Genomic DNA, 13,713 nt, shown 5'->3' with positions numbered 1-13,713 from the left:
ACCAGTAAATTAATAGGAACCCAAGATAAAAATATACGTTTTTTATTGATAAGTTAGGTTAAAATGACCAAATGAAAAACACTGCATTTTTTCACAGCACATCCTTATCTTGAGGTGATAATTTGATTGATAGTACTCTTATTACACTTGACTACCATGATTTTTCATCTGAATCCTATGAAAAATTCAGTCGTTTACCTGGATTTGTCCTGCTTCAGAGTACAGACAAGTCAACGGGGCGTTATGATATTTTAAGTGCTTATCCATATGAGAGGATGGTTATTGAGAATAATGTACATGATAAAGATTTAGTATTAACAGAATTAAAAAATAAACTAAAAATAGAGGAGTCAGAATTTGATCTTCCTTTTCAGGGCGGGGCCATAGGCTACGTTTCTTACGACTTTGGTTCACTCTTACATAATCATGAACAATATTCACAAAAAGATCTGGCGCATATACCTGTTTTAAATTTCGGATTTTATGATTGGGCTATCATAGTTGATCACCATTTAAAAAAGGCCACTTTATTTGCGAGAAATAGCCATTCTTCAACAAAAAGCGTTGTAGATAAAATAAAGAATATATTGAATGATCAACCCATGAAATCGGTACAATTTTCAGTTCAAGCTGAATTTTTGCCTTTAATATCAAAAGAGAACTACAGGAGCTCATTCAATGCCATTCAACAAGCCCTGAGAGCAGGACGCTCTTATCAGGTTAATTTCACGCAACCGTTTCAAACAAAATTCACCGGGGATCTCTGGGATATGTACCAAAGGGTTAACAAAAATAACCCTGTCCCCTATGCTGCTTTTATCAGAACTGAGGAAGCTGACATATTGAGCTTTTCTCCTGAGCGATTTTTACTTTATGACAACGGTGAAATGTTAACTTCGCCCATAAAAGGCACTATCCACCGATCGAAAGATCCTGTTGTAGATAAAAAATTAAAAGAACAGTTATTGAAATGCCCTAAAAACAAGGCTGAAAATGTCATGATTGTCGATTTGCTAAGAAACGATCTAGGGAAACTTGCCAAGGCTGGCAGTGTAAAGGTAATGAATCTTTGCCACATCCAGAGCTTCAATGCAGTACATCATTTGGTTTCCGACATAAGAGCTCTATGCAAAGAGGATATTCATCCAATTGAAGCATTTTTCTCCTGTTTTCCAGGTGGTTCAATTACCGGGGCGCCTAAATTAGAGACGATGAAAATTATCAGTGAACAGGAAACCTATAAAAGAGGGGTCTATTGCGGTTGCATAGCCTATTTTTCACAACATGGCCGTTTCGATGCCAATATCGCGATACGTACGGTGACAGCCAAAGATAATGTTTTATATTTGGCAGCAGGAGGGGGAATAGTTATTGACTCCGATTGGGAAGATGAATATCGTGAATGTTTCACAAAAATTACTGCAATTATCAATGGAATCAAATAATACCCAACAGTCAATCAAAATACATTCATCAGTTATCGTTTTACATGATCTTTCCAAAGACTCGTTAATTCTCACCAGGCGAAGTCAGATGCTTAAAAAACATCCAGGAGAAGTGTGCTTTCCTGGTGGTTTTCAAGAAATAAATGATCAAGATCTATATAGCACTGCATTGAGAGAACTTAATGAAGAGCTAGGTGTTACATCAGACAGAATAACTCTGATCAGAAAATTAAACATTGAAAAGACTTTACTGGGTTTAGTCATTCACCCTTGGTACGCCAGTATTGATTCTATATTTCCTTACACTATGAATCCACAAGAGGTTAGTGAATTAATTCTTGTGCCTATGCCTTTAGTAAAAAATCAGAAAAATTATAAAGAAATTAGAATTGAGAAAGAGGGAAAACACATTGTCACCTGCCAATTTATTGCTAATGAAGAATTAATATGGGGTGCCACAGCAAGAATTATGAGGCAATTAGCTTCTCAATATTAAGTATTATACCAGGATGATAAAAGGCATTTCTTTAAATGCCTTTACCTGATTATAAACCAAATTAGAGAAATCATATGCTACAAATTGTACAAATCAAATTTTTTGTACCATGATTATGTTTAAACAAACTTCCTAAATTACAGGATATAGTTTATGAAGTTACTACAACTTCTCTTATTTATTATTATTTCCTCTAATTCTTATTCATTAAATTTAACAATTGGTACTTCAAAATTTAATCCGCCTTTTGAAGTTTGGTCTGGTAACAACAGTTCATTGTATGGCTTTGATATTGACCTTATGCAAGAAATATGTAGAAGATTACATGCGACCTGTACTTTTGAAGCCTATATATTCGATGATTTATTTCCCGCGTTAAAAAACCGCGAAGTCGATCTGGTTATTGCCTCAATGATTATTACAGATGAAAGAAAGAAACACTTTATTTTTAGTCTTCCCTATATGGAAAGTAACTCACAATATATAACTACCGTCGATTCTAAAATCAGCACATTTGATGATTTGCACGGAAAAAAAATTGGAGTAAGAAAAGGAACTCCTTACGCAAGGCAAGTTTTGTCAGAAAACCGCAACAATCAGGTAATTTTTTATGAGCTCATACAAGATATGCTTCTTGGCTTAAGCAATAATCAAGTTGATGCCAGTTTAATGGATTATGAAGCAGCAAAATATTGGATGGCATCTGAACCCTATGCTTATAAATTAATTGGTAAGAAATATAAATTAATTGGTAAGAAAATTTCTATTGGAGAAGGGTATTCTATTATGGCAAACCCTGATCAATTTGTATTAATTAAAAAAATAAATAAAATTCTTCTTGAAATGGAAGCTGATGGAACTTATCTGAGACTATATTCAGAGTACTTTTAGAAGAGGAGTATTAAGGACAAATAGCACCCAAAATACTCCAATTATACCTAAACAGGCTCCATTGTTTTTTTATTGGCCGAGCTTTTTTGCTCCTTTTCTTGGTTTTTTAAAGCACGACGTAAAATCTTGCCCACATTTGTTTTAGGAAGTTCGTCAAAGAATTCGACAACTTTGGGGATTTTATAAGCAGTCAAATGCTCCTTGCAATGATTGATAATTTGTTCAGCCGTCAATGTACTATCTTTTCTTACAATACAGGCTTTAACCCGTTCACCAGATTCTTCATCAACAATACCTACAACGCCTACTTCTAATACACCGGGATGCATTCCTATTATTTGCTCTACCTCATTTGGATAAACGTTGAATCCTGAAACAACAATCATGTCTTTTTTTCTATCGACCAGGTAGATAAAGCCTTCTTCATCCATACGTGCAATATCGCCAGTTTTTAAGAACCCGTCTTTAGTAAATACCAAGGCTGTCTCATCAGGCCTTTTCCAATAACCAGGCATCACTTGTGGTCCTTTAATGCATAACTCCCCACTTGTACCAATAGGCACTTCTTTCCCGGATTCATCACGAATAGATACATCAGTTGAGGGAAGAGGTAAGCCAATACTGCCATTATAGCCTTCAAGGTACATCGGGTTTATAGTTACAGCAGGGCTAGTTTCGGTTAATCCATAAGCTTCCAAAACACGTGTTTTAGTCATTTCAGACCATTTTAAGGACACACTCTTTTGCAATGCCATACCGCCTGATAATGCCAGTTTTAATTTGCTAAAATCAATTTCTTTAAATTTAGGATGGTTCAGCAATGCATTGAATAGAGTATTAACTCCAGTTATTGCTGTAAAACCCGAATTTTTGATTTGATCTATAAAGTGTCCCATATCACGTGGATTGGTGATCAGAATATTTTTCGCGCCAATTTTCATAAAAGTGAGGCAATTGGCCGTCAAGGAAAAAATATGGTACAAAGGAAGTGCAGTTACTATAACATCTTGATTGCTGACTCCCAGAGGAGATATCCAGGTGTATGCTTGCATCACATTGGCTATAAGATTGCCATGAGTCAAAATAGCGCCTTTTGCAACACCAGTAGTACCACCAGTATATTGTAGAAACGCAATATCATCATGATTCAGTTCAACTCGATGGAGCGTTGCCTGTTTCCCTTCAGATAAAGCATAGTTAAAAGCCACGGCGTGAGGAATTGTGAAGGCAGGAACTAATTTTTTTATATGATTCACTACAAAATTAACAATGAATCTCTTGAATGAAGGAAATAAATCACCCACTTGCGTAACAATCACATGCTTAACGGAAGGCATTGACGGCAATGCTTTTTCAATCGTTTTTGCAAAATTAGCTAGCACGATAATAACCTCTGCCCCCGAGTCATTCATTTGGTGTATTACTTCATCCGCTGTGTATAAAGGGTTAGTGTTTACCACGACATAACCTGCACGTAACACACCAAAGATGGCTACAGGATATTGTAAAACGTTAGGCAGCATTATTGCTACTCTTGCCCCTTTTTCCAAATTCAATTGCTGCAGATAAGCAGCGAAATTTCTGCTTAAACTGTCCAGTTCAGCATAAGTAATTTCCGTACCTAAATTAGAATAGGCAGCTCTGCTAGCATAAGAGCTACATGATTCATTAAATAAAGATATGAGGGATAAATATTGACTTGCGTCAATTTCATGTGGTACTCCATTTTGGTATTGTTCAAACCATCGTTTATCCACTTTGATATCCTTCTGTTATTGTTTTCCTCATGCTAGTATAAACAAAAAACTCTCTAATGGATATCATGCTAATGGGTGAAAATATAACTAATACACAAGCATTTAAACTTAAGGGAAGGTTGTATACTTTAACCGTTTTGCAAGTTTTGAACACTGATAAAAATGCTTTTTCTCAACAATTTGCTGAAATAGTTATTAGAGCGCCTAAATTATTTGAAAGAACGCCCGTTGTTTTTGACTTGTCTTCTGTCAATCATATCGAATTTGATTTACAGGAATTATGTCAAATTGCACGTAATCATGGTATGATTCCTTTGGCAATTCAAGGTGGTAGTCCTTTACATGATACTCTGGCTCAATGTCAGGGTTTGGGCATACTAAATGCTTCAACAGCACATGATAAGCCAATAATCGAAGAATCCTCAGAATGTCAAAGTATAGAGAATTTCAAAACAAAATTACTAACGACACCAGTGCGTTCAGGCCAACAAGTCGTTGCCAAGGGAGCTGATTTGATAGTGACTTCTTCAGTTAGCCATGGGGCAGAATTATTAGCTGATGGAAATATTCATGTGTATGGAACATTACGCGGCAGAGCATTAGCAGGAATATCCGGGGATATCGAGGCAAGAATTTTTTGCCAGTCTTTGGATGCTGAATTAGTATCCATAGCGGGTTTCTATCGAATAAGTGATGCTATTGAACCAGTTAATGGGCCTTGTCAGATTTACTTGGCAAATGAACATATCGTTGTTGAACCATTATGATTGACTCCGTTTTTATATCCGATTTACATCTGCATCCAGAAGATAATGAAATTCAAACCAGATTTGATCATTTTGTAAATTGGGCTCAGCTATCTGTAAAAAGGATATACATACTAGGTGATTTTTTTCATGCCTGGTCAGGTGATGATTCGATTAACGCATGGAGTACTGCTATTGCAGAACAGATAGAATCATTGACTCAAAGTGGCATTGAAATTTATTTTATGACTGGAAATCGTGATTTTTTGCTTGGCTCATTATTTGCCAAGCGAACGGGTTGGAAAATATTAACAGAGCCAACCATTATTACACTTGGAAATCACAAGATCTTACTGGTTCATGGCGATCGTTATTGTACTAATGACAGATCACATCAACGATTCCGATTATTAACGAGAAATAGGTGGTTCTCATTTCTTTTTTTAAGACTTCCTTTATCATTTCGCAAACGATTGGTTAACGGAGTTCGCAAGATCAGTCTAAAGAATCACCATAAATCAATCGAACAGATGGATATTGTTACAGAGGCTGCAATTCGACACATGTCTGAAAATAATACAGAAATACTGATTCATGGACACACACATAAGCCTGGCATAACAAGTTACAATTATGAAGAAAAAATACTGACAAGGTATGTTCTAAGTGATTGGGATGACATACCCAAACTATTGTGTTATGATAATACAAAAGGATTCTATTTCACCCAATATGATATAAATTGAGGAGTTACCCAATGTCTAAACCATCAAATAAAATGAAAGAGGAACTCGAACAAATTCGAAAAACTGAAATAGAAAATGCTATAGCAAAAGAGCGTGAAGATTTACTTGCTCAAAGAAGCCGAGAACGCGCTGAGGCCGATGACAACCTAAAAAAAGGCCGATATATCAAAGATCCTCGTACAGGCCAATCAATAACTCTCTGGGAAAGTGCAGTGCAAAAAGCAGAGGAAGTTTTGAATGCTGATTTAAATTCTTATATGGATGCTCGTGCTGCGATCATGAGTTTATTAAAAATGTATTATGAAATGGTCAAGGCAAATGCTCAGACTATGAAGGAATTGCGCGCAGGAATTGGTAACACGATTATGGATTGGGGTGTCTTTCCCATTAAAGATTATATTGGGAAAAAACTCACGGGAAATCCTGAAATTGATTTACCAATTTTGCAACATGAAGTGAGTTACACTGATGACAATAAGTTGAAAATTGAACCTCTGACTCGCTCAGACAAACATGAGGAAAAGGGGCAACTTGATAAATTATTTGAGGGTATAATCCACATGTGGCTAAAGAATAATGATTATACCCCTGACCGCAATAATCCTGGTCAATTTGTTAATTCACACGGTGAAACCTTAGACAAAGCAACGTTTGATAAATTAAAAAAAGACGATCAGCATGGACTTAATCACTTTTTAACGGAATATGATCCTGATTTGCAATTCAGACCAAGCAGACCTTGATTAAGCAAGAGAAATATTGGGTTGCACTAGCCTGTATATAATACTTATGGGCTAGTGCTGAAAAATCTGTTGACTCTGTTTTAAGGCATCAAGCCGGAGGCAAGCCACTATGAAAGCGAAATACCACATCGTCTGATAAGATAAATGCATTTTCTATAGTTAAAAACTCCGAAATACGATCATCAACAGAACCGCCATAGAACTTGGCCAAATGCAAATACTCTTCAAAATGCCTGCATTCTGATTTAACCAATGTTTTATAAAACCTGGCTAAGTCCTGATCTTCAATATATGGAATTATTGAGCTAAAACGCTCGCACGATCGGGCCTCAATGATAGCACCTATAATTAATTGATCGCATAGTCTCTCAATTCCATCTTTATTTGTGACATGCTTATGCAAATTGGATGCATAGTCTGATGGCTGCAAGGGAGAATAAACAATTCCCTTTTGCTTCATGATATCAATGACTTTTTCAAAGTGCAGTAATTCTTCTCTTGCCAATGGTGCCATAATTGCTACTAATTCTGCTTTTTCTGGATATTTGCTTATGAAATTAATTGCTGTTCCAGCTGCTTTACGTTCACAATGAGCATGATCGAGCAATAAAAGAGGTATATTGGCAGCTGCATGGTTTAACCAGGCTTCCGGAGTTTTAGTTTTTAAAAAATCATTTAACGTTTGTAAATCACTATCTAATCGTTTTAACATGATAAAATACACTATAATTTCAAGTAAATAGCCCTTATATCACATACTTTAAAGAATTTAAATTGGATAAAAAATGGACGAGATCAAAAAAGATGATGAATTGAGTCAATGGCTTTCTACCTATGGAACAATCACCGCTGAACGTATATTAGGTAGATACAACATATCACTGCCACAAGATGAAATACTAGAAGCGATTAACATTCCATCTAGTTTCTATAGACATTTGTTACAGATTCCCCTAAAAAACGTACTTAATGGAATTGTAATTCAACAGGCAAGTGATTACCATGTCTATGCACAGAAACTGTTAATTGATTATTTGTTATCTGGTGAAAGCAGCAAAGAGCCTGACTCACAGGGGGCCGGAACTCGCGAATCACTTGAAGATGAAAGACAGAGATTGGTTCAGTTAGGGGATGAGTTTCATAAATTGGAATTAGAGCAGGATAATCTCATTGCATCAAGCCAAGCCAGCTTAATGAAAATAAGCATTGACTGGAATACAAAACTGGAAACAACTCTTTCTAAATTAAATAGCCTATACAAAAATACAAATTCTAAAATTAAAAAAAATGCAATTAGAAAAGCGTTAATCAAGGCCTTTATTCATTGTGATCTGGTCAAGGATCAATCACAAAAAAACAAGTACCAGCTAATTGATAAATTGAATCAAACATTAGCTGTTTCTGTAGGTGCTGAATTAAAAGAGTCTATCCTGACCAATCTGAGTGAACTCTTCCAAATTCTAGAAGCTTTGAATACAAAGCTTGATGAATTTACTGATAGGACTAATCATCTAAGCCAACAGGCTAAATCATTCAGAACCCAATTCTATGAGGTAATACTTCGCATCATTGAGTTAATTAAACTATTACCCGAATATAAAATTGACCCTGCACAAGATGCGATTAACCGAGAACCATTATACTTTGATAGAACGATTGGAGAGCGCTAACGCAAAACCCTATTTTCTCTAAAATCATACTATAACTATTGACTGAATGGTTGAATGCATGAATTTTTATTAGCCAGACCACTATGAATTCATGTATAATAATGCACTTTAAATTAATCTCATTGGAGTGCATGATGGCAAAAGAATTAACATTATCTATTATTAAACCTGATGCTGTAGCAAAGTCTGTGATAGGTGAAATATATACCCGCTTTGAAAAAGCAGGCTTGGATATTGTTGCCGCTAAAATGACACAACTTTCACGCGAACAAGCCGAGAGCTTTTATGATATTCATCGCGCGCGACCATTCTTTAAGGATCTGGTGGATTTTATGATTTCTGGTCCTGTAATGATCCAAGTATTAAAAGGTGAAAATGCTGTCGCTAAAAACAGAGAAATTATGGGCGCGACAAATCCCAAAGAAGCAGCACCTGGAACTATACGTGCTGATTTTGCTGATAGTATTGATGCAAATGCTGTGCATGGTTCTGACAGCCTTGAAAATGCTGCTCGTGAAATAGCATTTTTCTTTGAACAGCATGAGTTGTGCAATAGATAAAGGCAGGCTTGGGAGCGGTAATGGACCAACAAAAAGTGAATCTATTAAATTATAATTACTCACAGCTACGAGAATTATTGATAGCGTGGGATGAAAAACCTTTCAGAGCTCAACAGCTATTTCAATGGATTCATCAAGTTGGCATACGTGACTTTGCTCAGATGACTAATTTAGGGAAAGTTTTAAGAAATAAACTTTCCCAATTAGCTTGTATAGATTTACCTGAAATCGTTGCATGTCAAAAATCAGCTGATGGCACACATAAGTGGCTATTAAAGCTGGAATGTGGGAATTGTATTGAAACAGTGTTCATTCCGGAAGCAAATCGAGGGACACTTTGTGTTTCATCACAAGTAGGTTGTGCTTTAAATTGTTCTTTTTGCTCCACAGCAAAGCAAGGATTTAACAGAAATTTATCAACAGCTGAAATAATTGGTCAAGTATGGCTGGCAGCACGCGAACTATCAGATAATAATGGCACTCACGATAAAAAAATAACTAACGTCGTGATGATGGGAATGGGTGAACCGTTACTTAATTTCGATAATGTTGTTTCTGCTATGAACATCATGATGGATGATTTAGCCTATGGACTATCCAAAAGACGGGTTACATTAAGCACTTCGGGTGTTTTACCGGAAATGGAACGACTCAGAGAAGTCAGTCCTGTCGCGTTGGCAGTATCCTTACATGCACCAACAGATGAACTACGTAACGAGCTGGTACCAATTAATAAAAAATATCCTCTCTCTCAATTAATATCCCTATGTAAACGATATTTTAAAGACGAACCAAGAAGAAAAGTTACTTTTGAATACGTCATGCTAAAAGGAGTTAATGATCAACCTGAACATGCTAGTCAATTAATTAAACTTTTGCATAATGTGCCTGCAAAAGTTAATTTAATTCCTTTTAACCCATTTCCTTTAACTCAATATCAGAGATCATCCCGGGAAACAATTGATGCCTTTCGAGATAAATTAATGAAACATGGTATTAATACTATTACTCGCAAAACTCGTGGAGATGATATTGATGCAGCATGCGGCCAACTTGCTGGCGAGGTAAAAGATAAAACGAGCAGATCACAACGATGGCAAAAACTTCATTTCATGAGCAAAACAGACAAATCAACTGAATTGACCATTTCTTCGGAAGAAATTGCATAACACAGTCTTGTATAATAACCGAGAGCCAATTAAGAACTTTCTCCAGTCTTCCTGGTTGGAGATTATGTATAATAAAGGTGTTTTCACCTGCAGACTCACATTAAATAGTGACAAATCATTTTTAATTTGGACTTAAGTGGTTATAATGCGAAATCATTTCTAACGTAAAGTGATTAATCGTGCTAAAAAGCATAAGGTACTTATTAACTATAATAATTTGTTTATTTGTTGGAGCTTGTCAGCATACACAAGATAACGAAGAGCCTAATAGCATTAGAAAAGTAAACCTTAGCAAAGCGGCTTCTTTTAATGTGCAATTAGGGTTGGGATATTTGAAGCAAGGCGACAGGCCTAGAGCAAAAAAGAAGCTGTTAACCGCCTTGGAACAACAACCCGATTCAGCGGATGTTAATGCAGCATTAGCCTATTATTTTGAACAAACCAAAGAATTGGAACAAGCGAAAAAATTCTATCATAAAGCAATAACCCTATCGCAAAATGGTGGTGCACAATTGAATAATTACGGCGCTTTTCTGTGTCGACAGGGGGATTATAAAAATGCTGAAACTTACTTCCTGAAGGCCGTTAAAGATCAAAACTATGTGCATACCTCAGGCGCTTATGAAAATGCTGGATTATGTGCTATGGCTATACCTGATCATGATAAAGCCATTTTATATTTTACGAAGGCCTTAAATCAGGATCCATCCAGAAAAGAATCACTATATGAATTAGTAAAATTACAAAGTAAAATAGGACATGATAAAGAAGCCCTCGAACTGCTTCAAAAACATGCTGATTTAGTATTAAATGATAAGGTAATGCTTGCATTAGCGAAAGACATAGCAAATAGAACAGGCCAATATACTCTTGCAGCAGAATATGAAAATAGCTTCAATAAACTGGAGCAAACTAATAATATTAGTGGAGTAAACGATGAATACAATAGCAGCAATGGATGAGACAAGAAATAATGAATTTACCAATCCCGGCTACGAGCTGGCGGCTCTTCGCCAGCAAAAAGGGTATTCAATCGAGTATGTTGCGAGCAAACTTCATCTACGAGCTCGTATTATAGAGCTCATTGAAGCAGGAGATTTTGATTTATTGCCTCAGCCAGTTTTTGTAAAAGGGTACTTGCGCGCCTATTCAAAATTATTAGGAGTTTCACCTGAACCTTTTTTAACCCTTTTTAATGCACAATATTGTTTTGAAAAAAAACCGGAAAGAGCAGCCCTATGGCAAAGTAAAAAGGAGTCTCATAAAGCAGAACATTTTATAAAATGGTTCACCATTTTATTTGCGATTGGAGTTTTAGTCGCAGTTGGGATATGGTGGCAAAAAAACAAGGATAGCCAGTCTATAGATACCCCAAAAGAGAATTCATCTGGATTATCAATCAGTGAAACCAGTTCGGAAATTAAATTGACTGATTTATCAAAAATGGAATCGTTATTAACGCCCAACAATACACAAATGACACCTTTGGAGAAAAATGGTGGTTGATAAAATTCAAGCTATCCGAGGAATGAATGATGTACTGCCTGATAGTACCTCGATATGGCGCTTTATAGAACAGACTTTTATAAATTGCCTCGTACGATATGGATACAAGGAAATACGTTTTCCAATTGTTGAGAATACACAGCTATTTAAACGTACAATTGGTGAAATAACAGATATTGTTGAAAAAGAAATGTACACTTTTAACGATTTGAATGGTGATAGCATAACCCTAAGGCCAGAAGGCACAGCCGGCTGTGTTCGTGCCTGTATAGAACATGGTTTATTACATAATCAACAACAAAAATTATGGTACTTAGGCCCTATGTTTCGTCATGAACGTCCTCAGAAGGGTAGATACCGTCAATTTAACCAATTTGGGGTTGAGGCGCTAGGAATTACTGGCACTGGCATTGAGCTTGAGCTGATCTCAATTTGCCGCAGATTATGGATCGACCTGGGTTTTTCTCAGTCAGTTCAATTACAAGTTAATTCATTAGGTGAAATAAATGAACGTCAGAAATATCGCTCTATCCTGGTAGAGTATCTACGCGATCATTTTCAGATACTTGATGAAGACAGTAAGAGGCGATTGGATAAAAACCCTTTGAGAGTTCTTGATAGTAAAAACCCTGATCTTCAACAGCTCATTCAAAATGCCCCTAAGTTAATTGATGTTCTTGGTGATGATAGCAGAGAACACTTTCAATCGTTCTGCAACGGATTGGAAACACTTGGTATTCCTTATTCCATCAACCCTGTATTGGTAAGAGGATTAGATTATTATGGCCAAACGGTGTTTGAATGGGTAACAGACCAATTAGGAAGTCAAGCTACAATATGTGCAGGAGGTAGATATGATATGTTGGTGGAGTTCCTTGGCGGAGCACCCACACCTGCAGTTGGGTTTGCTTTAGGATTGGAAAGAATATTTCTTTTAATGGAAACTTTAAACTTGTTGAATGAAAGTAACAATAAACAATCAATATTTATCATTGCTACTAATGAAGAGGCCATATTGAAAGCGCTTGTCATGGCAGAGTCAATTCGAAATGCTCATCCATCTCTTGATGTCATTACCAATACGGCAGGCGGTGGTTTTAAAAGCCAATTTAAAAAGGCCGATAAAAGCGGGGCTCGCTTGGCTTTGATTCTTGGGGAAGACGAAATAGCCAAGGAATATGTAAGCATTAAAGATTTGAGAACTGAAATAGAACAAATATCAATACCGATGACCAAAATAAATGAATTTTTGCAAGATTATCTAGCTTAAGGGCAGGAGAATATTATATGTCTGTTTACATGACGGAAGAAGAACAATTAGAGATTATAAAAAAATGGTGGAAACGATATGGCAATATGATAACTATTTTTTTATCAATAATGCTCCTGATTATCGCAGGGTACCGATATATGAATTGGCACAATGACAAGATAAAACAACAAGCATCTATTGCCTACGAAAATATGATGATTGCATTTTCCAATCAAAACATAAAGTCTGTTCGTTCCTATGCCAATGAATTAATTAAGAATTATAACCATACTGTTTATGCTGATATAGCTCATATGACACTTGCAAAAATCTACGTAAATAAAAATAAGCTTGAGCAAGCAAGAAATGAGTTAAAGGCTGTTGCATCGGAAAGCCAAATGACACCGCTAAGACAAATTGCCAAAATCCGCATTGCACGTTTACTGGCGGCAGATAAAGCTTATACCAATGCATTAAATGAATTAAGTGCTGTTGAGGACGAAGCCTACTTGCCAGTAATTAACGAACTGAAAGGGGATATTTATAGCGCCAAAGGCCAATATCAGGACGCAATGAATGCCTACCGGCTTGCAATAGACGAAGTAAGAACAAATGGAATGGGTAATTTATTTTTAGAAATGAAAACAAATGAGTTAGCAATTAAGACTCAATCTATGATTACTGATGATAAAAAGGTAAAAGCAGCTTAATTTTATTATAAAGGTTTGTTTT

The 13,713-nt window shown here is 36.1% G+C and carries 15 protein-coding genes; 13 read left to right on the top strand and 2 right to left on the bottom strand.

The window, feature by feature from the left end; genetic code table 11:
- Positions 1-122: 122 nt before the first annotated feature.
- The 3 genes from pabB to LPG_RS07785 all read left to right on the top strand — a co-directional run bounded on the left by pabB (position 123) and on the right by LPG_RS07785 (position 2,832).
- A complete protein-coding gene (pabB, locus tag LPG_RS07795) occupies positions 123-1,445 on the top strand; it encodes an aminodeoxychorismate synthase component I (protein ID WP_010947286.1) in 1,323 nt (440 codons plus the stop codon).
- Positions 1,432-1,941, top strand: coding sequence for an NUDIX hydrolase (locus LPG_RS07790; protein ID WP_025862357.1), 510 nt, complete (start codon positions 1,432-1,434; stop codon positions 1,939-1,941). Before pabB ends, LPG_RS07790 begins: the two co-directional genes overlap by 14 nt.
- 153 nt (positions 1,942-2,094) lie before the next feature.
- The gene (locus LPG_RS07785) at positions 2,095-2,832 is read left to right on the top strand and encodes a transporter substrate-binding domain-containing protein (RefSeq protein ID WP_010947284.1); all 738 of its coding nucleotides are present in this window, start codon (positions 2,095-2,097) and stop codon (positions 2,830-2,832) included.
- Positions 2,833-2,879: 47 nt separating this feature from the next.
- Here the strand turns inward: LPG_RS07785 and LPG_RS07780 are convergent, their stop codons facing one another.
- Positions 2,880-4,589 (bottom strand): AMP-binding protein, encoded by a 1,710-nt coding sequence (locus LPG_RS07780; RefSeq protein WP_010947283.1) that lies wholly within the window; start codon positions 4,587-4,589, stop codon positions 2,880-2,882.
- 71 nt (positions 4,590-4,660) lie between these two features.
- Between LPG_RS07780 and minC the strand changes: the two genes are divergently transcribed.
- Genes minC through ravY form a run of 3 tightly spaced genes read left to right on the top strand, consistent with a single transcriptional unit; the run spans position 4,661 to position 6,824 of the window.
- The gene (gene minC / locus LPG_RS07775; protein WP_015444479.1) at positions 4,661-5,356 is read left to right on the top strand and encodes a septum site-determining protein MinC; all 696 of its coding nucleotides are present in this window, start codon (positions 4,661-4,663) and stop codon (positions 5,354-5,356) included.
- Complete coding sequence (locus tag LPG_RS07770) at positions 5,353-6,081, top strand: UDP-2,3-diacylglucosamine diphosphatase (RefSeq protein ID WP_010947281.1); 729 nt, start codon at positions 5,353-5,355, stop codon at positions 6,079-6,081. Before minC ends, LPG_RS07770 begins: the two co-directional genes overlap by 4 nt.
- Complete coding sequence (gene ravY, locus LPG_RS07765; RefSeq protein WP_010947280.1) at positions 6,078-6,824, top strand: Dot/Icm T4SS effector RavY; 747 nt, start codon at positions 6,078-6,080, stop codon at positions 6,822-6,824. Before LPG_RS07770 ends, ravY begins: the two co-directional genes overlap by 4 nt.
- 88 nt (positions 6,825-6,912) lie before the next feature.
- On the opposite strand, the gene LPG_RS07760 is transcribed toward ravY, so the two are convergent.
- Positions 6,913-7,536 (bottom strand): tRNA-(ms[2]io[6]A)-hydroxylase, encoded by a 624-nt coding sequence (locus LPG_RS07760; RefSeq protein ID WP_015444481.1) that lies wholly within the window; start codon positions 7,534-7,536, stop codon positions 6,913-6,915.
- 73 nt (positions 7,537-7,609) lie between these two features.
- Between LPG_RS07760 and dotZ the strand changes: the two genes are divergently transcribed.
- The 7 genes from dotZ to LPG_RS07725 all read left to right on the top strand — a co-directional run bounded on the left by dotZ (position 7,610) and on the right by LPG_RS07725 (position 13,691).
- Positions 7,610-8,494: a type 4 secretion system coupling complex assembly protein DotZ gene (gene dotZ, locus LPG_RS07755; RefSeq protein ID WP_010947278.1), complete on the top strand. Its 885-nt coding sequence runs from the start codon at positions 7,610-7,612 to the stop codon at positions 8,492-8,494.
- Positions 8,495-8,628: 134 nt separating this feature from the next.
- Positions 8,629-9,054: a nucleoside-diphosphate kinase gene (ndk, locus tag LPG_RS07750; protein ID WP_015444482.1), complete on the top strand. Its 426-nt coding sequence runs from the start codon at positions 8,629-8,631 to the stop codon at positions 9,052-9,054.
- 20 nt (positions 9,055-9,074) lie between these two features.
- Entirely contained in the window at positions 9,075-10,223 is a 1,149-nt protein-coding gene (locus LPG_RS07745; protein ID WP_015444483.1) for a bifunctional tRNA (adenosine(37)-C2)-methyltransferase TrmG/ribosomal RNA large subunit methyltransferase RlmN, read from the top strand.
- A gap of 179 nt (positions 10,224-10,402) precedes the next feature.
- A complete protein-coding gene (pilW, locus tag LPG_RS07740; RefSeq protein ID WP_010947275.1) occupies positions 10,403-11,185 on the top strand; it encodes a type IV pilus biogenesis/stability protein PilW in 783 nt (260 codons plus the stop codon).
- Positions 11,160-11,729, top strand: coding sequence for a helix-turn-helix domain-containing protein (locus LPG_RS07735; protein ID WP_010947274.1), 570 nt, complete (start codon positions 11,160-11,162; stop codon positions 11,727-11,729). The genes pilW and LPG_RS07735 overlap by 26 nt, the downstream gene beginning before the upstream one ends.
- Positions 11,719-12,999: a histidine--tRNA ligase gene (gene hisS / locus LPG_RS07730; protein WP_010947273.1), complete on the top strand. Its 1,281-nt coding sequence runs from the start codon at positions 11,719-11,721 to the stop codon at positions 12,997-12,999. The genes LPG_RS07735 and hisS overlap by 11 nt, the downstream gene beginning before the upstream one ends.
- Positions 13,000-13,016: 17 nt before the next feature.
- On the top strand, positions 13,017-13,691 hold the full coding sequence (locus tag LPG_RS07725; protein WP_010947272.1) for a YfgM family protein: 675 nt from the start codon (positions 13,017-13,019) through the stop codon (positions 13,689-13,691).
- Positions 13,692-13,713 lie beyond the last annotated feature (22 nt).

Origin of the sequence: Legionella pneumophila subsp. pneumophila str. Philadelphia 1 (genome assembly GCF_000008485.1) — a bacterium.
Lineage (GTDB): Bacteria > Pseudomonadota > Gammaproteobacteria > Legionellales > Legionellaceae > Legionella > Legionella pneumophila.
This window is presented reverse-complemented; position numbering and strand designations above follow the sequence as displayed.